Raw genomic sequence first — 22,316 nt, forward strand, 5'->3', positions numbered from 1 at the left:
TAAGCGCTTATATAAGTGCCTCATTTGTAAGGGGAGCGGGGCAAAAGCGGTGTTTGGGTAACACTTTGTATTTTGAGCAAAAATAAATGTTGAATGAACACCGATAAGATCAAAAAATGTTTTTAAAGTTAAACGGAACTACCTTCTTTTTTCGGCTGATTTATTCTTGTTTTGCTTAAAAAGATATTTTAATTGTAAAGTTTTGTTGGTTTACTAATATCTACACTAAGGTATTTAGGTTTAATAATTTCGGGGAAGATTTGGAAAAAAGTGTGCAAGTAGATTAAACAAAACTGTGAGTATTATAATAAAAAGAATCAATCGACCCGTTCGCCTTGTTTTTAATTGAAAAGCGACAAAGAAAGAAAGTGCTGCATTAACTAAAGTGATTGTAATAATGCCCGATAAAAACTCGTGCAAAGTGTAATCAACGGTAATGATCAGCATCACTCCGTGAAAAAGACACTCTGCAATAAAAAATATCCATGTACTATAAAGCATCAAAAGAATAATGCTTATATCATGTTGCACTTTTATAAGTCTTTTTTGAGCAATGATGAGTACCGTAATGAAGATGGTACATAATATAGCTCCGTTTGTCTTAATGGGTGTAAAGGGTATATATTCAGGAATATTTAATGGAGATTCAAATACTACATACCATGTGGCTATGAACGCTACAAAAGTGATAAGGCTGTATTTGATAATGATCTTGTGGAAAGGTTTCATAATTACGAGCTAATATAAAAAAAGAGCCACCCTTGCAGGCGGCTCTTTTCAACACCATTATTCGAATTAAAGTTGGATATGACTTTTGATAACGAATTCATATCACTCATTTATCATATGGTTCTCTCGGAGCAATTTGGTGTGAAAATTTATACTTGATCAATAGCGTATTTAAAAAATGTCTGAATGTTTTACTCATGCCACTCAACATGTAATAAGCATCTTTACCTTCACCTATTTTTCCTTGCTTTTGAGCCGCTATTTCGATACTGGAATCTAATGCGTTACAATCAAGACATACAGATACATGAGCAACTATTTTAGTTTTATAATAATAAACAATTCCTAAGTGCGGGTCAAAACACGCAGCGGATCCGCTGCCATAGGAGCTTTTGCTATTCAGACTTTTGCTTAATTTATTTATTTCGGTTGTAGTAAGCGTGGCTTGTTTTGTCACGGTTTTAGCCAACCGGCCCTGCTCATCAATGATATGAAGGTAATAGTCTTTGCTGCCCGAATAGTCGTATATGATCACCCGATCATATTTTAATGAGCTGAAAGTTTTAGCTGGCTGCGCAAAAGCCGCAAAAAACAGGAAGGAGGAGGTAAGTGTTAGCGCTATGCGCCTGAAGAGAATATTTGTCATGTCTTTTTTATGCTTAATAAGCCTACACAATTGTCTTTACTCCTAAAATCCTTGTTCCTCCCGTCCTTGCTCTTTGATCCAAAAATCATTGTTCTTTATATCTCTCATTTATCATACGGGTCACCCGGGGTAATTTGCTCCGAAAATTTATATTTGATCAATAGCGTACCTAAAAAATGCCTGAATGATTTGCTCAAACCACCATCCAGCATATAATAAGCATCTTTACCTTTACCCATTTTACCCTTTTCTCCCGCCAACTCTATGCTGGAGCGTAACCTGTTACAGCCGAAACACACGGTCATATAGGCAGCAATTTTAGTTTTATCATAATAAACTATCCCAAAATGAGGATCGAAACATCCTGCTTCTACGTTGTCATAGGAATTTTTGCTATCCAGATATTTGCTTAAGTTATTCATTTCGGCTGTATTGAGTGTGGCCTGCTTTTTTGCATCTTTTATAACCCGGCCGTGTCCATCCACAATATCCCCACCATACCCCGAAAAAAACTCGTATATGACTACCTTGTCGTATTTTAATGAGCCTAAAGTTTTGGCCCCTTGCGCAAAAGATGTAAAAAACGCGAGTGATAGCACAAGGGCTAACGCTATACTTCTGAGGATACTATTCATGATGCTTTTTTATGCTTAATAAACTTACATCTAAAAAAAGAGCCACCCTTGCAGGCGGCTCTTTTCAACACTATTTATTCGAATTAAAGCTTTTTGTCGGTCTTGATCACCACGTGCGTGTTCAGGGATTGCCTGTGTATCTCGCGTTGGATACGCGGACTGGTATCAACTAAATGATTCAGGTGCGGCGCGATCACCAGCGAAACGATCGACATCAGTTTGATGAGGATGTTCATGGATGGGCCAGATGTATCTTTAAACGGATCGCCTACGGTATCACCGGTTACAGACGCTTTGTGTGGTTCTGACTTTTTGTAATGGATCTCGCCATTGATCTCCACGCCTTTCTCAAATGATTTTTTGGCATTATCCCATGCGCCACCAGCATTGCTCTGGAAAATACCCATCAGTACGCCCGATACGGTAACACCGGCCAGCAGGCCACCCAAAACTTCGGGGCCGAAGGCAAAACCAATAATGATAGGGGTGATGAGGGCTATCAGACCGGGAGCAACCATCTCGCGGATAGAAGCTTTGGTTGATATAGCCACGCATTTTTCATACTCAGGCTTGGCTTTGTATTCCATAATGCCCGGGATCTCGCGGAACTGGCGCCTTACTTCTTCCACCATGGCCATAGCCGCACGACCAACGGCAGATATACATAATGCCGAGAAAATGAAGGGGATCATTCCACCTACAAATAAGCCGGCCAAAACATCGGCCTTGTAAATATCAATATGCTCGATACCCGCCACACCCACAAAGGCCGCGAACAGGGCCAGTGAGGTTAACGCAGCCGAAGCGATAGCAAATCCTTTGCCTGTAGCCGCGGTAGTGTTACCTACAGCATCCAGGTTGTCTGTACGGTGACGTACTTCTTCGGGCAGGCGGCTCATTTCGGCAATACCACCGGCGTTATCGGCAATAGGGCCGAAAGCGTCGATAGCCAATTGCATAGCCGTAGTGGCCATCATACCTGCCGCCGCGATAGCTACACCATACAAACCAGCGAAGTGATAAGAACCATAGATACCTGATGCCAGTACCAGGATAGGCAGCACGGTTGATTCCATACCCACGGCTAAACCACCAATAATATTGGTAGCATGACCGGTTGATGATTGACGGATGATGCTTAATACCGGGCGTTTACCCATAGCTGTATAATATTCGGTGATGATGGACATTAAAGTTCCAACGATCAGTCCGACAACTATCGACATGAAAACGCCGTCTTTAGTGAATGGGATGATCCCGCTTTTTATAACATGATTAGCATCTTCATCACGTACCATGTGGAATTCTCCAGCCGGCAACATCCACTGTACTACAAAATAAGTAGCTATAGCGGTTAAAATGATAGATGCCCAGTTACCCATGTTCAGGGCTTTTTGTACGCTGTCGGTCTCGTTTTTGATCTTTACGAAAGCTGCACCAACAATAGAAAATATCAATCCTAAACCGGCTATCACCATCGGTAACAAAATAGGGGCTATACCACCAAAAGCATCATGTGACACAATTTCGCGGCCCAGCACCATGGTAGCCAGCATAGTAGCCACGTACGATCCGAATAAATCGGCACCCATACCGGCAACGTCACCCACATTATCGCCCACGTTATCAGCAATAGTAGCAGGATTACGTACATCATCCTCAGGGATGCCTGCTTCCACTTTACCAACAAGGTCGGCACCTACGTCGGCCGCTTTGGTATAAATACCGCCGCCAACACGGGCAAACAGGGCTATAGATTCGGCACCTAAAGAGAAGCCTGCCAAAACATCAAGCGCTTTGGCCATATCTTCACCATTTACCGTGCTGCCTGCTACGTTTTTAACGTATATGGTATAAAATACAATAAACAACGAGCCCAAACCTATAATGGCCAAACCAGCAACACCTAAACCCATTACCGTACCACCGGTAAAGGAAACTTTTAATGCTTTAGCCAGGCTGCTGCGGGCGGCCTGTGTAGTGCGTACATTGGCTTTAGTTGCAATGCGCATCCCCAGGAAACCTGCGAATGCTGATAAAAACGCGCCAATTAAAAATGATATGGCAATAACCGGGCTTGATGTAGCCACCGTGGTGCCAGACCAGGCCAGTAAAACGCCTGCAACTACTACAAAGTAGCCTAATACTTTCCATTCTGCACGTAAAAAAGCCATTGCCCCATCGGCAATGTACCCGGCCAGCTGGGCCATGTCGCCGTCGCCGGCATCTTGTTTGGTGACCCAGGCAGCTTTAACTGCCATGGCGAGGATGCCGATAAGGCCTATCACCGGAATTAAGTAGATCAAGTAGTTGTTCAAAAAATCCATGTTCACAAATTTGGTTTTATAAAATTTAGTAGTATCAAGTAGTTAGTATCAAGTATCAAGACAGTGGCACTTGTTTATGAGGCTTTCAAAAATCTTGATACTAACTACTTGATACTTGATACTGTTTTAATTGGTGGATGCAAAATAGTAATTTTATTTTCTTTACAAAGGCCTGCTGATTATAAAGTTTTTTGAATAGTTTAGGGCCTTCAACCTTTAAAAACACTTATGGCAAACAACTCCGGACAACCAAAAATGAAACACGAACTGAGCCTGCTGGATGGCACCATGCTGGTAGCAGGTTCCATGATAGGTTCTGGGATATTCATTGTAAGCGCGGATATTATACGTAATGTAGGCTCAGCAGGCTGGTTAATAGCTATTTGGGTAATAACCGGTTTCATGACCCTTACCGCCGCGTTAAGCTATGGTGAGCTAAGCGGTATGTTCCCTAAAGCCGGCGGCCAGTATGTTTACCTGAAAGAATCATATAATAAACTGATCGCGTTTTTATACGGATGGAGTTTTTTTATGGTGATACAAACCGGTACCATTGCGGCTGTTGGTGTGGCGTTCAGCAAATTTACTGCTTATTTGATACCCGCTTTTAGCGAGGATAATATCCTGTTGAATTTGGGCTTTATAAAGATCAGTGCCGCCCAGGTAGTATCTATCATACTCATAATCTTTTTAACTTTTATAAATACAAGAGGTGTAAAGGGCGGAAAACTGATCCAGAATACTTTTACGCTAACCAAGCTGCTGAGCCTTTTCGGATTGATAGGTTTTGGTTTTTTAGCTTTAAAAGGCGATATCTGGCATGCCAACTGGACTAATGCCTGGGATATTCATAACCTGGGTAAGGACGGCAGTATTACAGCTTTGACTATAGGTGGCGCCCTGGGGGCTATCGCGGCAGCCATGGTGGGTTCTATATTCAGCAGTGATGCCTGGAACAATGTGACCTTTATTGCCGGTGAAATGAAAAATCCAAAGCGCGATGTAGCGCTGAGCCTGGGCTTAGGTACTTTAATAGTGACTATTATTTATGTATCGGCCAACGTGGTTTATACGGGAGTGCTTTCATTACATGATATTGCGTCGGCAGATAAAGACCGTGTAGCTGTTGCTGCCTCACATGTGATATTTGGTAATATAGGTACTTACGTGATTGCGGTGATGATCATGATATCAACCTTTGGTTGTAACAACGGCTTGATCCTGTCAGGTGCAAGGGTATATTATTCTATGGCTAAAGATGGCCTTTTCTTTAAACGTACAGGCGATCTGAATAAACATGGGGTTCCGCAATTTGGATTATGGATACAGTGTGTGGTGGCCTCGATATTATGTTTAAGCGGGCGTTATGGCGATCTGCTCGACATGATATCCTTTGTGGTGGTGATATTTTATATGCTTACCATCATCGGTATTTTTATTTTACGCGCCAAACACCCTAATGCCGAGCGACCTTACAAAGCCTTTGGCTATCCGGTTTTACCAGCCATTTATATTTTGATGGGTCTGGCATTTTGTACATTGTTAATTATATATAAGCCACAATTTACCTGGCCAGGCTTAATTATAGTACTGATAGGTATCCCGATCTATTATATATCGCAGCGGAACGTTAAGCATGAGGATGAAACGGTTACTGATAGTTAGTTTATTTTTGATAAGCGGGCAGCTTTATGCCCAGGATCTTCAGCAAAAGCTCGCTAATGCCTTTGGCAGGTTACAGGCCGATAGCCAGTGTAGTTATGCATCGGTATCGTTAACGGTGCTGGACGCCAAAACCGGCGAACAGGTGTTTGCTGCCAACCCGAACATGGGTTTGGCTACCGCATCAACCCTTAAAACCATTACCAGTATAACGGCCTTTAATATTTTAGGGGCCGATTTTAAGTACCAGACGCAATTGGGTTATGCCGGCGAAATTGCCGCAGATGGTACGCTCAACGGTGATGTGATTATCAAAGGTGCCGGCGACCCAACCCTGGGCAGCTGGCGGTATGAGCAAACCAAAGAGGCTCATGTACTGGCTCTGATGACCGATGCCTTGCAAAAGGCCGGGATCAAAAAAATCAATGGCCGTATTATTGGCGATGACAGTATTTTCGGCACCCAGTCTATTCCTGAAGGATGGATCTGGCAGGATATCGGTAATTATTATGGCGCGGGTACCTCGGGCCTGTGCTGGCGCGAGAACCAGTTTGATATTAAACTGCGTACCGGCGTGGTGGGTAACCCGATAGGAGTATCCCGTACAGTCCCCACCGTTCCATACCTTACTTTTAAAAGTGAACTGGTAAATGGTGAGGCCGGTAGTGGGGATAACGCTTATGCCTTTTTGCCTGTTGGCAGTACGGTTATGTATCTGCGCGGTAGTTATGCTATTGATAAGGATAAAAAAAGCATATCGGCAGCCACACCCGATGCTGCTTATGATGCCGCCCTGCGTTTATCAGACACCCTTAAAAAGTTAGGCGTTTTGGTAACAGGCGGACCGGAATCGGCGGCTACTTTAGCTGCTAAAGATCTGAAGTTGCCCCTCATCAGCAAAAACTTAACTACTATATTATCGCCTCCATTGAGCCGCATCGTTTACTGGCTTAACCAAAAAAGCATTAACCTATATGCCGAGCAATTGCTCAAAACCATTGCCTGGAAACAGGGCCGCAAACCTACTTCTGCAAATGGTGTAGAAGAAGTTCAAAAATTTTGGAAAGCGCGTGGTATCGACCCAAACAGTATTAATACATACGATGGCAGCGGACTTTCACCCGGCGACAGGGTAACTACCTTAACGCTGGCCAAAATACTGCAATCGGCCAAAAAAGAAAGCTGGTTTGCTGATCTGTATGAGAGCCTGCCGGTTTATAATGATATGAAAATGAAAAGCGGCAGCATCAACAGTGTATTGTGCTATGCCGGTTATCAAACACGTAATGGGCGTGAGCTGTGCTTCTCTATCATGGTGAACAACTTTAACGGCTCAAGCCGCGGCATTAAGGAAAAAATGTTTCGGGTACTGGATGTGCTGAAGTAAGCCCCAACCCCCTGAAGGGGGAGCTTTTTGATTTGCTGATTTAATATCTTAAATTTATTGTCAGCAACCTGAATCATGAGAATATTAACTTTAACTCCGCATAAACCGATCGTCTACCTGCCTGGGATGATCAGCCTAGTTTTTCTGCCTGTATTTTGTTTGGTATTTTTGTTTCAGCATAAGGCGTTTGTTCATCAAGGCTATATTGATGTTGCGATGTGGTCGCCTTATTGGAATAAAATTTCACCCAAGGAGTATCAGGTTAAATTTCCTCCTGATCGAAATTATTTAACTATTAACCTGGATGGTAATGATGCCGCCAATAAAACCCGTTTAGACTTTGCCCGGTTGGAGATAAGAGAAATGCTCAATTCAAAGGACACTCATAAAGGGGTTAAATTTCACTTCGGAAAAACCAGCAAGTATTGGTCATATGTACAGGCATATGATATATGTCAGGTAGAAGGAGCTCCGGCCTATGGCCAATATCAGGATGATATGTATGCGATGTACATTAGGCCTAAAGTTGATGATAAACCTAAATATATGTTTTTCTGTGGTACAGGGCAAGCGCTACAAGAATCCATAAACAGGGAATTACATAAGGAAAGGTTAAAAGCTATTGATAAGATGACGAGAACCTTTTGGCCACTTGGTATCGTATTTTTAACAATGACGTTTTTTGCCGTCAGGAAACTATTCCTTAAATCTTAATTAACTATGAAAAAACTAAGCATAATCGCCATCCTGATAGCGTGCATCTTCTTCGCTTGCAAGCCTAAAAGCAACCCGGCCAATGAAGTTAAAAGCATCCAATTTAAATTTACCGAGCTGGGCCGCCAAACGCAGTTCAGGATAACCTGTGATAAGTTTGATTATTATTTCCCCGAAGGCAAGGTTAAAAATTTTACGCAGAAAGCCGCTGTTGATAGTGTGATGCTGTTGTTAACCGATATGAAAAGGACGGATGATGGCTATCAGCCCGATGTTCGAGGCAAAATATATCTGACGCATCCAAACAACACCGTGGACACACTTTGTGTAGGCGTAAAAGTGCTTACCTATAAAAGCGCTACTTACGAAACGCCGCAGGCTTTGCTGGCATTGATACAGAAATAAAATTAAGAGGTAAATTATGTCATTGCGAGCGCAGCGTGAGCCTCACCCAACCCTCTCCAAAGGAGAGGGCTTTAAAATGCTTTTTTTTAAAGTCTCCCCCTTTGGGGGAGATTTAGAGGGGGCTCTTTCTTCGTCGTTCCTCCTCGCAATGACATGTATAGAAAAATTTTAAGCGTAAGTAACGTTTAAAGTAATAGGTACGCTCAGTGCTTTTGAAATAATGCAATTGGCTTTGGCGCCTTCGGCAATTTGTTTGAAAGTAGCCTCGTCAACACCGTCAATAATTGATCCTTTAAGGTCCAATAGGATGCCGGTAACCGCCAAGCCAACCATGTCCAGATCTAATATGGCATCGGTGGTCAAATCGTTAGGAGTAAAACCGGCCTGGGTTAAAGCAGCGCCAACCGCCATGGTAAAGCAACCTGCATGCGCGGCAGCCAGCAATTCTTCGGGATTGGTACCGATGCCATCGGCAAAGCGGGTTTTAAATGAATATTGGGTTTTGTTCAATACGGTGCTCTGGGTAGTGATTTCTCCCTGACCTGCTTGTAATGTGCCGTTCCAATGGGCGTTTGCTGTACGTTTCATAGTGGTTTGTTTATTGATTTTTTATTTAGTTCATTGTTCATAGATCATTGTTCATAGTTTTTTGGCTCATGTATCTGATCATATTTTTTTCGACCATGATCTATGAACCATCCACTATGAACTATTACCATTTGGCGCGCTCATATTGAACAGGCCATTTTACTTCATGCCCCAGTTCATGCGCGGCACGTAAGGGGAAATGTGGATCACGCAGCATTTCGCGGGCCAGGAATATCAGGTCGGCTTCGCCTTCCTGTATAATTTCATCGGCCTGGTAGGCTGTTGTTATTAAGCCTACCGCTCCTGTAAGTATACCACTTTCCTTTTTAATTTTCTCTGCAAACTCCACTTGATAACCTGGTTTTAACGGTATCTTAGCATTGACCACATTTCCGCCACTTGAGCAATCGATCAGATCGACGCCTTTATCTTTCAGGATCTTCGCCAAAGCAACAGAATCATCTGCGGTCCAGCCACCTTCGGTCCATTCGGTTGTGGATAAACGTATAAACAAAAGGTTTTCTTTTGGCCAAACCTCTTTAACGGTTTCCACCACCTCTATCAATAAACGTATACGGTTGTCAAATGTTCCACCATATTCGTCAGTTCGTTTATTACTGATGGGTGATAGAAACTGGTGTAATAGATAGCCGTGGGCGCCATGCAGTTCGATCACTTTAAAACCGGCAGTTATAGCTCTTTTAGTAGCCGCTTTAAAATCGGCTTTTACTTTTTCAATACCTGCTTTATCCAGTTCAAGTGGTGCCTCTTCGTCGTCCTTAAACGGAAGGGCGCTTGGCGCTACTGCTTTCCACCCGTTGGGTTGATCTGATGGTATTTGTTTGCCGCCGTTCCAGGGTTCTACATGACTGGCCTTGCGCCCGGCATGGGCCAGCTGTACACCCGCAACCGCGCCATGTGCATGGATAAAATCGGTAATATGCTTTAGTTTTTCAATGTGTTCATCGCGATAAATGCCCAGATCGGCAAAGGTGATACGACCTTCGGCTGATACTGCGCAGGCTTCGGTAATGATGAGTCCCGCACCGCCAACAGCCCTGCTACCCAGGTGGATGAGGTGCCAGTCGTTAGCAAAACCATCCTCACTGGAATACTCGCACATGGGTGATACCGCGATACGATTTTTTAATTCAATGTTCTTTATTTTTAAAGGGGAAAACAGATGAGCCATTTTAAATTTTTAGGTAAATATGATAACTAACAGCGGTAACTACCTCACTGTTTTGTAAAATACCTGATAGGGAAAGCTAAGAGCCTAAAGCCGAAGGCCGAAAGTATTGAGTGGGTGTATTACTAACCGTGACCCCGAAGATTGGTTATATGCTAACTCACCAAACAATAACTAAATTACAACTGTTAAGGCTCATTTACATATGGACATTAAAGCATCCCTAATTTGACTACATATACAACCCTCATTATACTCAGCGGACTGGTCATATTCTCCTACCTGTTTGATCTGCTGGCCGGCAAAACCAAAATCCCTTCGGTTATTTTATTATTGTTGCTGGGCATCGGGCTGAAACAGATTGTGGAGTATTTTAATATCCCGATGCTTAATTTTTCGCTCATCCTGCCTACACTGGGTACATTGGGTTTGATACTCATCGTGTTTGAGGGGGCCCTGGAGCTGCGATACAACAGTGATAAAAATGCCATTATCAAAAAGGCCTTCTTTTCGGCATTGAGTATATTGTTACTGAGCGCGGTGGTTATCACCGGTATTATCTATTATGTCACCGGTGAGAGCATTTATAAATGCTTTGTAAATGCCATACCTTATTGTGTGGTAAGCTCAGCTATAGCCATACCATCTGCAGCCAATCTGATCAAGAGTAAAAAGGAGTTTATCATTTATGAATCCTCGTTCTCAGATATACTCACCGTAGTGCTGTTTAATTTTATAGTCAGAAATCCAAAGATTGACATCGGGTCATTTGCCAAGCTGGGTGGCGAGCTTACAGGTATTATCCTGGTGGCTATTTTATCATGCCTGGCCTTATTATATGTTATCGGACGTTTAAAACATCATATCAAATCGTTCCTGATCATATCCTTACTCATCCTAGTTTATTCCATCGGTCAGTCGTACCATTTATCAGCGCTGATCATCGTACTGGCCTTAGGATTGTTCCTGAACAATGCCAGCCAGATCAATTTTGCCTGGTTCAGGAGAACGTTTATCTACCCGGCCTTTAAGCACGATATTAAGCAGCTGCACCAGCTTTCGGCCGAGAGCGCTTTCCTGATGCGTACCTTCTTTTTTATCGTTTTTGGTTACACCATGAATATCCGCGAGTTAAATGATATGCCGATTTTGCTGAGTGCAGGGGCTATTTTGCTGTCTATTTATATTATACGGTTCCTGTATATTAAACTGGTATCCAAGACCGATCTGATGCCCGAGCTTTTTATTGTACCCCGCGGACTGATCAATGTACTGCTGTATTATAACCTGCCGGCTAATTTGCGCATCCCACAGGTCGGCGCCAGTTTATTATTTGTAATAGTATTAGGCACAAGTATTATACTAAGCCTCGGTTTGCTGGTAACCAAACGGCACGAAACAAGCCCAAACCAGGAATTTAATAATGTTTAGCCTCACCCTGCCCTCTCCATCCAGATAGCTATCGGGGGAGCGGAGCAAAAATAATAATTTAAAGTTCGCCCCTTTGAAGAGATAAATCATGGTTTACACTGTAAACCCAGAATATTATGTAAAATATATTCAACTTGTTTATTATCAATTAGTTGTATTTGTGTTAACCATAAAAAGTGTAAACCATGTAAACCCAATTTTAATAAAATGGGCCGAGCGACTGCGGGGGGCTTGGAGCCCTCTCCACGCGTCATTGCGAGGTACGAAGCAATCTCTAAGCTATACAGAGTGGCTGTGCATATCGGGGATTGCCACGTCGTTCCTCCTCGCAATGACGTTTTTTTCTGTTGTTCAAAATTCCCTCTTTGCGGCAAAGCCGGAGAGAGGGTCGGCGAGTGTAGCGTTGCCAGGGTGAGTCGGCTCTGCGACAATTTGAATTGCACCCAGGCCAAACAGTTATCAGGAATTTAATGATATTTGATCAAAAGAAATACCAATGACTATTACTACACGCCTCGCTACTTTCGAGGATATACCCTTTTTGCAGCAATTGATAGGCGCTTCTGTACGCGGCTTAAGTACAGCATACAATACTCCAAATCAGATAGAAAGCGCCATTAAATATATTTTTGGTATCGATACACAACTCATCATCGACGGCACCTATTATGTGGCCCAGGTTGAAGACACTATAGTGGGTTGCGGCGGCTGGAGCAAACGGAATACGCTGTATGGCGGCGATCAGCATAAGGCGGTAGAAGATCCACTACTTGACCCGGCGCAGGATGCCGCACGTATCAGGGCCTTTTTTGTACATCCGGATTGGGCCCGGAAAGGTATTGGCAAACATATTATGCAGGTATGCGAAAACGCGGCTAAAGAGAATGGTTTTACCAGTTTTCAGTTGGGGGCTACTTTACCTGGCGTACCGCTTTACGAGGTGATGGGCTATCGCCCGTTAGAGCATATAGCGCAGCCTATGCCCGATGGTGAAGTACTGCCTATTGTGAAAATGTATAAGGCTGTATAAAAGCGGGTAAACAGCGCAAGTTTCGGGTTTTATAGGGGGGGATATCGGGGTAAATTTGTTTATCAATAATTAATAAACAAGAAGATGAACACACAAGAAAAAATCAATTACGACCGTATCGCCGAGGCGATCAACTATATAAAGCTGAACTTTAAAAATCAACCCAACCTGGATGATGTGGCCGAAAAAGTGCATTTAAGCCCTTTCCACTTTCAGCGTTTATTTACTGATTGGGCAGGTATCAGTCCCAAGAAGTTTTTACAATACCTGAGTTTGGATTATGCCAAAAACCTGTTGAAGGATAAACAAGCTACCTTATTTGATACCGCTTTTGAAACCGGCCTGTCAGGCACCGGTCGCCTGCACGATCTGTTTATCAACATTGAAGGCATGACCCCGGCCGAATACAAGAATGGTGGCAAAGAGCTTGATATTAACTACAGTTTTGCCGAAAGCCCTTTTGGTAACATCATCGTAGCGTCAACCCCCAAAGGTATTTGCTATATGGCTTTTGCCGATGATAGGGAGGATGCTTTTAGTAAGCTCCAGGAGCAATTCCCGAATGCTTCATACACCCAGGTGGTGGACGTTGCCCAGCAGGATGCCCTGCATATCTTTAAAAAAGACTGGTCGGAGTTATCCAAGATAAAACTGCATCTGAAAGGTACCAGCTTTCAGCTCAAAGTATGGGAAACACTGTTAAAGATACCTATGGGCGATCTGAGCACTTATTCAGACATTTCCAAACAAATCCATCAACCTAATGCCAGCCGGGCGGTAGGCAGCGCGATAGGGGCCAACCCGGTAGCATTCCTGATCCCTTGTCACCGGGTTATCAAATCAACCGGCGAATCGGGAGGTTATCACTGGGGGCCAACCCGTAAATCGGCTATCATTGGCTGGGAAGCCGCTTTAGTTAACAACCAGGCTTAATTGTACAGATATGAACATTCAAGAAAGAATTGACGGTTTAAACTGGACGGATATCACCTCGTCGATGAATAGCAAAGGCTATGCGCTGGTGAAAAATGTATTGAAGGCTGATGAGTGTGATAGTCTCACTGCTCAATACCCCGATGAGCAATTATACCGCAAAACTATAGTGATGGAGCATCATCAGTACGGGCTGGGGGAGTATAAATATTTTAAATACCCCCTGCCCGTACTGATCCAGCAGTTGAGGGAAAGCGTTTATCCCAAACTGGCGCCCATTGCCAACGGCTGGATGCAGTTTTTGAACAAAGAGCAAAGCTTCCCGGATACATTGGAAGAGTTGCTGCAGCATTGCCATGAGCATGAACAGTTGAGGCCAACTCCCCTGATATTACAATATACCCAGGGAGGCTACAACGCTATGCACCAGGATCTGTATGGCGAAGTGTTTTTCCCCATGCAACTGGTTTTTATACTGGATGAACCCGGCCTGGATTATGAGGGCGGTGAGTTTATATTGATGGAGCAAAAGCCAAGGGCACAATCGCGCGTTATGGTGCTGAAACCTACTAAAGGGGATATGCTGTTATTCACCACCAGTTACCGCCCGGCAAAAGGCAGCACGGGTTATCACCGGGTAAATATGAAACATGGAGTTGGAGAGATCGCCTCCGGTAAACGCCGTAGCATGGGCATCATCTTTCATGACGCCAAATGATCAGGCATATTGAATTAGGCGATATCACTTTTACCCGGAGCAGGAGGCTAAAACAAATGCTCGATAACCATCAGGTACAATTTGGGGGTAATGCCCTGCTTAAAATTTATGGTACGATGAACTGCCAATCGGGTAAACGAATGAAACCGGAGAACCGTGTTTTCTTTACTTCAGAAGCAGAAGCAATTAGCTTGGGATACCGCCCCTGCGGGCATTGCATGGTGCAGGAGTACCGGAGGTGGAAGAATTCCCAACATAATTAAAGCGTACCTTATTGCGTTAATGAGATTGGCTAAGTACATTTAGCCAATCTTATCATCATGCTAAAGAAAACATTCTTCATTATATGTATCCTTATTGCTGGCAGAACTACTTACGCGCAAACCGCCGACGAGGTGTACGACCGCTACGTTGATTTTAACGAAGCATTCCTGAATGCCAATATGGAAAAAGCCATGACCCTTGGCGAACAAATACTACCCGATACAGCCAAACTGAAACCAAACACCCGTACCAGCTTCTATAATTTTATGGCACAGGTTTATGAAGGCGATCATCAAAGCATGAACGCTATTATGTACTATAATAGGGTTTTGGCGGCTCAACCCAATTACTATGTCGCTCATCGCGCCCTGGGTTATTTGTATATCAAGGATATCTCTGGTAAACCAGCTAATGAGGTGGTTGTGGATGCAGCTTATATCGACAAAATAAAAAAGGCCTTGCCTCACCTGGAAAAAGCACAGGCCTGCGACCCGGACGATCAAACGCTTAATCTGATCAAGCTGCTTTACCGGAACATAAAAGATCAGCATAGCATTGATACTCTACCCGCGCGGCTTGTCGGATTGAAAAAGAATTGTGAAGATATTTTAAGTAGCCAGTAACCCCCAGCCCCCTAAAGGGGGAGCATAAGGATATGCAGATGTTTAAATTTCAAATGTGCAGATGCTTTTAATATCTGTTTAATATGAATCATTTGCATATCTGCACATCTGAAATCTGCACATCTAAGGCTCACTTCTGTCTGAAACTATCGCCAATAAACTCCAGGGCATCGGTAATGCCGGTGCGCCAGTAGGTCCAGTTGTGGGCGCCATCACGGATCCTGAATTCATGAGGAACTTTCTTCTCCATCAGGGCGATATGCAGCAGGGAGTTACCTTTGCTCAAGGGGTCGTCATCACCGCAATCTATCCAGTAGCGTACGCTTTTCAGTTCGTCGGTAGTTTTGCTTTGTACCATGCCCAATATTGAATAGTTTTGCCAGGTAGCATTTAAGCGTTCTTTTCCCTTCAGGTCAGGACCGATCACTTTACTGTATACTTCGGCCCAACGTGCGTCAGGAATGGCCATCAGGTCCTCATCACTGCGAACGGCCGCGCTCAGCGCCGCCGCTGCCGAAAACATCTCTGGATGTTTTAAGCTGTACACCAGTGTGCCGAAACCTCCCATAGATAATCCCGCAACAGCCCTGTATTTTTTTTCGGCTTTGATGTGGTACTCCCTTTCAATATCAGGGATGAACTCCTTAAAAAAGAAATCCTCGTAGTTCTGTTTCCCGTCGTAAGAGTTGATGTAGAAGGTGCCCTGCGCATCGGGCATTATGATGATCATGGGTGGGATTTTGCCTTCGGCGATAGCTTTATCGGCATAGTGGTTCACCTCGCCAAACTGCAGCCAGCCGGTTTGGTCGTCGCCATAACCATGCAGCAGATACACCACCGGATATGTCCGGTTTGATGTTTCATAATCAGGAGGCAGATAAATGGCGTATTTTACGTTATGCTTTAAAATATCGCTTTTTATGTTTTGCTCGTCTATCACTTTACCAATATGCTGGGCAAATGCGGTGCCAGTGCTTAAAAATAGTAAAAGCAAGGAGAGCTTAAGGTATATTTTCATAAATTTTGGTATCGATTTAGTATTAAGTAGCGAGTATCAGGTATCAAGACATTTTCTAATGAGATATATGCGTTGTCATCTGCACATCAAAGGCTCTATTTCTGCCTGAAACTATCGCCGATAAATTGCAAAGCATCCGTGATTCCGGTACGCCAGTAGGTCCAGGTATGGGCGCCATCACGTACCCTAAACTCATGCGGCACTTTTTTCTCCATCAGCGCTATATGCAACAGGCAATTACCTTTGGTTAAAAAGTCGTCATCGCCACAATCAATCCAATAGTGTACGCTGCTCAATTGTTCGGTGGTTTTATCCTGTACCATACTTAAAACAGAGTTTGCCTGCCAGGCTTTGTTCAATCGATCTTTACCCTTGAGCCCACGACCATACAGTTGTGCAAATACCTTTTCCCAATTATCATCGGGCATGCTAACCATCTGATCGTCGGGTATTACAGCTGCGCTCAACGCCGCACCTGCTGCAAAAAGCTGCGGGTATTTAATAGTATAAATGAGTGTGCCATAGCCACCCATGGATAACCCGGCTACGCCCCGGTACTTTTTATCAGCTTTAATGCGATAAATTTTTTCAATCTGGGGCATAAATTCTTTGATAAAAAAGTCCTCATATTTCTCTTTACCATCATAGGAGTTAATGTACCAGCTGGAATCGGCATTAGGCATTACAATAACCATTGGTGGAATGGTACCATTGGCAATAGCTTTATCGGCATAACGGTTTATTTCGCCAAACTGAAGCCAGCCGGTATTATCATCGGTATAACCGTGCAGCAAATAAACCACGGGATAACTGCGGTTGGCTGTTTCGTAATCGGCCGGAAGATAAATAGTATATTTTACGTTGCGCTTTAAAATGCTGCTTTTAACAGTTTGCTCCTCAATTACTTTGCCCTGCGGTTGCGCAAATGAGGCGTTGGCCCATAAGATGCAGCAAAACAGCAGGCATTTCTGAATGGTATTCATAGATAGGCGGTTTAGTTTGGTTGATGGAAATTTAGGTAATTTTTGGCGTTAGCCAAATACTATCTAAAAATTAAGCGCTTTGCCCTGTACAGGATATATCAGGTTCAGCTGCAATTGATTGGCAGCTTTAAGCTGGGCTTTGATCCGGGTGATGCTGTTAGCAGGTGGTTTAAGGTGCGTTACCACGATGTTTAAGCCCTTTAATTCAGCCGGGCTTGTCAGTGTGGCCAGTTTATCCATTTCGGTCATGAACCAATGTGGTGTTAAATGGCCAAAAAGTGTTTTATCCGGCTGTTCATTCGGGAAGGATACCTCGATAAGGATAGCTTTTAGCTTTTTGTTTTTGATGAGCGGGGTAATAGCCTGCCACAGGTTTTGCAGGTTCGTGCTCTTCTCAACGGCATCTGACCCGGTATCGCCCAGGTATAAAACGTAATCATTATTACTTTGTACCAGAAAGGCGGTACTGGTAAGATTGGAGTGACTCAGTGGGAATGCCTGTACTTTAAGCTGGGTGCTTTCGATATCGGTTTCGGTACCCGGGTTAAGTACCTGGTATCGGTATTTTTTTAAAGCGGGTGTTTCGCCCTGATCGGCAAAGTTGGCCCAGCTTGCCCAGGTAAAATAATGGGTTTTGATGGTTTCGATAGTGCTCTGGAGACCATAAATGCTTTTGCTGCTGTCTTCGGGCGAATTAATGATGAGCCCAGCTATATGATCAAGATGGGCATGTGATATAAAATATCCTTTGATATACTGCCTTAATACCCTGTCGCCAGGTACCTGGAACGCTTTGTTGACTATTGCCTTTTGAATGCCGTAATGCAAGGTACCCGCATCCAGGCAGATATATTGGTTGGTACCGGCAGCAGCCAGCATATAGGCCGATAAGTTGCTTTCATCAATACCTCCCAATACTCCTAAAGGCACCAACCGAAAGGTAGGTTTGTTTTTGGATTGTGCCAGTGTAATAAAAGGCAGTAAAATACAGGTAATGATCAATAAAGCTTGCTTAAGGCGCATGTTTAGTAAGTTTTTCAATTGCAAACCTTGCAACTGGGAAGCCACTAAATTAATCATCCGGCGGCATTAAGCAGAGTAGTAATTAAAAAAGATAACGTACTTTAAGGCAGCGTGTACAAAAGAATTTTTTTAAGGGAAGCCAAAAGAGAAATGTTTTGATGAATGAACTTCTTTTACGGCGTAAATCAAGTACTTCATTGCACTTTTTGCACCTGTAAACAGGACGCTGGGGGGCATTGTCAATTTGCATTAGTTAGGGGGATTAATACAATACAAACTTAAAGTAAAAGAGGGGGATTTTAAAACACGTGCCTGTAAAAAGGTGTTATTTTTCTGTAAAATTAATGCTATTCTATTTTCATTTTGGCAGCGGCAGATTTTTTGTATTCGTAATCGCCACCCAACAGGTAACCCCATGGTTTTAAGCTCTCGATGCGGTCAAATATGATCTTGAAAATGGCAATAACCGGTATGGATAAAAACATGCCCGACAGGCCCCAGATCATTTCGCCTAAAATGATACCTATAAATGATATCAGCGCATTAAGTCGCACTTTTGAGCCTACAATAGTTGGCAGCAGGAAGTTGGCATCAACCGCGTGGATACCGATCACACTTCCCATTACTAACAAAGTGTCCTTAATGCTACCGGTTGCAAAAGTGATAATAGCACTAAGCAACAGTGCTGTAAAAATACCGATATAGGGTATAATGTTGAATAAGCCAACAATAATACCCAACAACGCGGCATATTTGATGCCGATAAGCAGGAAAACACTGATAGCCACAGCCGCTACGATCACCATTTCTAAAAGCAGGCCAAGGATATACTGTCTTAAAATGGATTGGATGTTCTCTACTATATCCATTACAATATGCTCGTTTTCATCGCGGAAAACCCAGATAACGAAACGGAGTAGTAACCGTCTGTAAAGCAATATAAAAAAGGTAAATATCAGGATGAATACATAAAAGAGCATGAGTGATGAAATAGCCCCGAAAGTTGTACCTAAAACGTCGCCACCCGATGCCATAAGCTTATCGGCGGTGCTGTGTACATAGTTCATTTGTTTTGCGGCATTAATATGAAATGCCGTTTGTATCCAGTCCCGCAGATCTTGCAATGATTGTGTTACCTGGTTTTTGAGCATAGGCCAATCGTTGGCTACTTTTGATATCTGTGAGCCTACCAGGTATAATACACCGTAAACAAAACCGATAAGCAGTAATATGGATATTAAGGATGACGCGCTGCGTGGCAGCCTGCATTTTTTTTCGAGGAAATTGGATACGGGTAACAACAGTATCGCGAAAATGAACCCGAATATCATCGGGTCAAGCAGGTCTTTACCTATAATGATCAGGTATCCGAGTGCCAAAAAGCCGATTAATGTTAATGCAAGTCGTTCGTAAAATGGTGCAATCAGCTTTTTGGTAGACATATGGATAATTTTCAGTTGGTAACATATATGACGAGCGGATGTTTGAAGTTAAGCAATAATTACAGATAATAATTTACCATTTTGATTTTAATAAGTTACCAGCAAAAGACAGGCTGTCGCTATCTGCTTATCAGGGCGCGAAAAGAAGGGGCTAAATGCCTAAAATAAAAACTAAATTTTTATTCTCTTCCGGTAAAAGCGTCCATTATATCCATCAATACAATGGCTTCTTCAATGCTGCAGGGGTTGGGGCCTTCGTTTTTAAAGTAGGCTACTATCTTTTCGATCATGGGTTGTTGGATATGCTGCGGATGCGTAAACGTTATGGTTTCATCCTCGGTATCGGTTTTCCAGCTGATGTAATTGCCAAAGAACGGGAAGGTGATCTTGCCATTGGTACCAATGATCTCGCAGGTATCGGTGGTGAGGTTTTCGGCCACATTAAAGCACCAGGAACCGTTTACCACTACCTTATTTTTAAATAAGATCTGCCCGCAAACATGATCATCGGCCAGGGTGGCGTCCGATTGGTTGAGTGAGAATCCATGATACTTTTCGGGTTCGCCAAAATAATACAGCATCAGATCGAGTTGGTGCGGGGCAAGGTCATGGAAATAGCCACCGCCCGAAAGCTCCGGGTTAACCCGCCAGTTGTCTTTGGTTTTAGCGATCAGTTCAGGCTTGCGGCTTTGCCACATCCTGATCTGTACGGTGCGGATATCGCCTATCTTTTTGGTGTCGATCAGCTCTTTGACCGCCAGAAACATAGGAACGGCACGGCGGTAATGGGCAACGGTAAGCTTGCTATTGCCCTGTTTTACAGCTTCGGCCATGGCACGGGCCTCAGCAGCGCTACGGGTAACCGGTTTTTCGACATAAACGTTCAACCCCTTTTTTAAAGCAGTTAACGCATAATCCAGGTGCGAGGACGGAGGAGTAGCGATGTAAATGGCGTTGACACCGGCCTCATCCATTAGCTTTTCAGCATCGCTATACCATTGGTCTACCAGGTGGCGTTGTGCGTAGTCGGCAGCTTTGGCCGCATCACGCCGCATTACGGCTAGCAGGTTACTATCGGCTACTTTTTTAAATGCTGGTCCGCTTTTTAATTCAGTCACGTCGCCGCAACCAATGATACCCCAATTGATATTGCTCATTTCGTAAGTATTTTAAAACTTTGTCATCCTGAGCGTAGCGAAGCATCCATCCTCCGATAAGCAAGGTTATGAATAGATGATCCTTCGCTATGTTACTCATGACGTGCCCCACATGTCATTGCGAGGAGGAACGACGAAGCAATCGCGAATAATGCAAGACGCCCCTGTATTCTACGAGATTATTAACGTTGCCATTTATTTTTTCAAGGCATTAATGAGCTCCCTCCGGTCGGTTGTCCACGCTACGCTCGCAATGACATATTCTTTATAAAATTGAATTCCCCCTTTAGGGAATTAGGCGGCTAATATTTTTTCTATCTGCGCTAATTCGTCAGCGGAGAATGTGATATTATCCAGCGCTTTTAGCGAGTCGGCCAGCTGCTCGGCACGGCTTGCTCCAATCAGCACCGAGGTTACACGGTTATCTTTCAACAACCAGGCCAGTGCCATTTGTGCCAGTGTTTGACCGCGTTTCAGGGCCAGGTCATTCAGTTGTTTTATCTGTGCTATCCTTTCGGGGGTAACCTGGTCTTTTTGCAGGAAACCGGTTGATTTTGCGGCCCTTGAATCTTCAGGGATGCCATGCAGGTATTTATTGGTCAGCAGTCCCTGCGCCAGTGGCGAAAAGGGGATACAACCCACACCGGTATTGCCCAACACATCCAATAAACCTTCTTCCGCATCGCGCACAAACATGGAATATTTGGGTTGATGAATTAAGCACGGCGTACCCAGATCTTTTAATATCGCGATAGCTTTTGCAGCTTCTTCGGCGGGGTAGTTAGAAATACCCGCATATAAAGCTTTACCCTGACGAACGATCAGATCAAGCGCGGCCATGGTTTCTTCCAGTGGTGTTTCCGGATCGGGACGGTGATGATAAAATATATCCACATAATCCAAACCCATGCGTTTCAGGCTTTGATCCAAACTGGCCACCAGGTATTTTTTGGAACCCCAGTCTCCGTAAGGGCCATCCCACATGGTATAACCGGCTTTGCTGGAGATGATCATCTCATCGCGGTAGCCGCGGAAATCCTCTTTTAAAATGCGACCAAAATTTTCTTCGGCAGAACCCGGAGGCGGGCCGTAGTTATTGGCCAGATCAAAATGTGTAATGCCACTATCAAAAGCCAGGTGTAAAATTTTACGGTAAGTTTCGGTTACATCCACATGCCCGAAATTGTGCCACAAACCCAGCGAAATAGCTGGTAGTTTGATGCCGCTATGGCCGCAACGGCGGTATTGCATTTTTTTGTATCTGTCTGCTGATGGTAGGTATGTCATATAAAAAGTGTGAGGATTATATTGAGGAGTAAAAATAGAATTTTATGTAGATAACGAAAGTAAATTATTTGTTAAGTCGGGAGTGTTTTTTGAATTATAAATTGAGGTACGTCATTGCGAGGTAC

21 protein-coding genes are annotated in these 22,316 nt (G+C 43.7%); 10 read left to right on the plus strand and 11 right to left on the minus strand.

The genetic code is table 11. From position 1 onward, the window contains the following. Positions 1-835: 835 nt before the first annotated feature. From AC57BQ_RS01770 to AC57BQ_RS01780, 3 genes are all read right to left on the minus strand, one after another. Positions 836-1,375, minus strand: coding sequence for a hypothetical protein (locus AC57BQ_RS01770; RefSeq protein WP_496404640.1), 540 nt, complete (start codon positions 1,373-1,375; stop codon positions 836-838). 104 nt (positions 1,376-1,479) lie between these two features. Next, complete coding sequence (locus AC57BQ_RS01775) at positions 1,480-2,010, minus strand: hypothetical protein (protein WP_496404641.1); 531 nt, start codon at positions 2,008-2,010, stop codon at positions 1,480-1,482. An 83-nt stretch (positions 2,011-2,093) separates the two neighbouring features. Beyond that, complete coding sequence (locus AC57BQ_RS01780) at positions 2,094-4,337, minus strand: sodium-translocating pyrophosphatase (RefSeq protein WP_090463964.1); 2,244 nt, start codon at positions 4,335-4,337, stop codon at positions 2,094-2,096. 228 nt (positions 4,338-4,565) lie between these two features. Between AC57BQ_RS01780 and AC57BQ_RS01785 the strand changes: the two genes are divergently transcribed. The 4 genes from AC57BQ_RS01785 to AC57BQ_RS01800 all read left to right on the plus strand — a co-directional run bounded on the left by AC57BQ_RS01785 (position 4,566) and on the right by AC57BQ_RS01800 (position 8,505). Continuing rightward, positions 4,566-6,002, plus strand: a complete 1,437-nt coding sequence (locus AC57BQ_RS01785; protein WP_496404642.1) for an APC family permease — start codon at positions 4,566-4,568, stop codon at positions 6,000-6,002. After that, positions 5,980-7,386, plus strand: a complete 1,407-nt coding sequence (dacB, locus tag AC57BQ_RS01790; protein WP_496404643.1) for a D-alanyl-D-alanine carboxypeptidase/D-alanyl-D-alanine endopeptidase — start codon at positions 5,980-5,982, stop codon at positions 7,384-7,386. Before AC57BQ_RS01785 ends, dacB begins: the two co-directional genes overlap by 23 nt. Positions 7,387-7,461: 75 nt before the next feature. Continuing rightward, positions 7,462-8,100, plus strand: a complete 639-nt coding sequence (locus AC57BQ_RS01795; protein ID WP_496404644.1) for a hypothetical protein — start codon at positions 7,462-7,464, stop codon at positions 8,098-8,100. 6 nt (positions 8,101-8,106) lie between these two features. Beyond that, positions 8,107-8,505, plus strand: a complete 399-nt coding sequence (locus tag AC57BQ_RS01800) for a hypothetical protein (RefSeq protein WP_496404645.1) — start codon at positions 8,107-8,109, stop codon at positions 8,503-8,505. Between the two features lie 168 nt (positions 8,506-8,673). Here the strand turns inward: AC57BQ_RS01800 and AC57BQ_RS01805 are convergent, their stop codons facing one another. Continuing rightward, positions 8,674-9,093, minus strand: a complete 420-nt coding sequence (locus tag AC57BQ_RS01805) for an OsmC family protein (protein WP_496404646.1) — start codon at positions 9,091-9,093, stop codon at positions 8,674-8,676. 124 nt (positions 9,094-9,217) lie between these two features. Then, a complete protein-coding gene (gene namA, locus AC57BQ_RS01810; protein WP_496404647.1) occupies positions 9,218-10,285 on the minus strand; it encodes an NADPH dehydrogenase NamA in 1,068 nt (355 codons plus the stop codon). A gap of 225 nt (positions 10,286-10,510) precedes the next feature. Here namA and AC57BQ_RS01815 point away from each other — a divergent pair, with 225 nt between their 5' ends. From AC57BQ_RS01815 to AC57BQ_RS01840, 6 genes are all read left to right on the plus strand, one after another. Next, on the plus strand, positions 10,511-11,713 hold the full coding sequence (locus tag AC57BQ_RS01815) for a cation:proton antiporter domain-containing protein (RefSeq protein ID WP_496404648.1): 1,203 nt from the start codon (positions 10,511-10,513) through the stop codon (positions 11,711-11,713). Positions 11,714-12,209: 496 nt separating this feature from the next. Next, the gene (locus AC57BQ_RS01820; protein ID WP_496404649.1) at positions 12,210-12,743 is read left to right on the plus strand and encodes a GNAT family N-acetyltransferase; all 534 of its coding nucleotides are present in this window, start codon (positions 12,210-12,212) and stop codon (positions 12,741-12,743) included. Positions 12,744-12,827: 84 nt separating this feature from the next. After that, positions 12,828-13,676, plus strand: a complete 849-nt coding sequence (locus tag AC57BQ_RS01825) for a bifunctional helix-turn-helix domain-containing protein/methylated-DNA--[protein]-cysteine S-methyltransferase (RefSeq protein ID WP_496404650.1) — start codon at positions 12,828-12,830, stop codon at positions 13,674-13,676. A 10-nt stretch (positions 13,677-13,686) separates the two neighbouring features. Then, positions 13,687-14,394, plus strand: coding sequence for a 2OG-Fe(II) oxygenase (locus tag AC57BQ_RS01830; protein ID WP_496404651.1), 708 nt, complete (start codon positions 13,687-13,689; stop codon positions 14,392-14,394). Further along, the gene (locus AC57BQ_RS01835; RefSeq protein WP_496404652.1) at positions 14,391-14,657 is read left to right on the plus strand and encodes an Ada metal-binding domain-containing protein; all 267 of its coding nucleotides are present in this window, start codon (positions 14,391-14,393) and stop codon (positions 14,655-14,657) included. Before AC57BQ_RS01830 ends, AC57BQ_RS01835 begins: the two co-directional genes overlap by 4 nt. A gap of 57 nt (positions 14,658-14,714) precedes the next feature. Beyond that, positions 14,715-15,281: a hypothetical protein gene (locus AC57BQ_RS01840; RefSeq protein WP_496404653.1), complete on the plus strand. Its 567-nt coding sequence runs from the start codon at positions 14,715-14,717 to the stop codon at positions 15,279-15,281. A gap of 130 nt (positions 15,282-15,411) precedes the next feature. Here AC57BQ_RS01840 and AC57BQ_RS01845 read toward each other — a convergent pair whose 3' ends face one another. The 6 genes from AC57BQ_RS01845 to mgrA all read right to left on the minus strand — a co-directional run bounded on the left by AC57BQ_RS01845 (position 15,412) and on the right by mgrA (position 22,191). Next, on the minus strand, positions 15,412-16,299 hold the full coding sequence (locus AC57BQ_RS01845; protein WP_496404654.1) for an alpha/beta hydrolase: 888 nt from the start codon (positions 16,297-16,299) through the stop codon (positions 15,412-15,414). Between the two features lie 95 nt (positions 16,300-16,394). Further along, positions 16,395-17,282, minus strand: a complete 888-nt coding sequence (locus AC57BQ_RS01850) for an alpha/beta hydrolase (protein WP_496404655.1) — start codon at positions 17,280-17,282, stop codon at positions 16,395-16,397. A 63-nt stretch (positions 17,283-17,345) separates the two neighbouring features. Beyond that, entirely contained in the window at positions 17,346-18,305 is a 960-nt protein-coding gene (locus AC57BQ_RS01855; RefSeq protein ID WP_496404656.1) for an MBL fold metallo-hydrolase, read from the minus strand. Between the two features lie 347 nt (positions 18,306-18,652). Beyond that, on the minus strand, positions 18,653-19,747 hold the full coding sequence (locus tag AC57BQ_RS01860) for an AI-2E family transporter (protein ID WP_496404657.1): 1,095 nt from the start codon (positions 19,745-19,747) through the stop codon (positions 18,653-18,655). 179 nt (positions 19,748-19,926) lie between these two features. Continuing rightward, positions 19,927-20,904: a Gfo/Idh/MocA family protein gene (locus AC57BQ_RS01865; RefSeq protein WP_496404658.1), complete on the minus strand. Its 978-nt coding sequence runs from the start codon at positions 20,902-20,904 to the stop codon at positions 19,927-19,929. Positions 20,905-21,198: 294 nt separating this feature from the next. After that, positions 21,199-22,191: an L-glyceraldehyde 3-phosphate reductase gene (gene mgrA, locus AC57BQ_RS01870; protein WP_496404659.1), complete on the minus strand. Its 993-nt coding sequence runs from the start codon at positions 22,189-22,191 to the stop codon at positions 21,199-21,201. Between the last annotated feature and the right edge of the window lie 125 nt (positions 22,192-22,316).

The organism is Mucilaginibacter sp. BGA-UO-ETr-C110, from assembly GCF_059567985.1.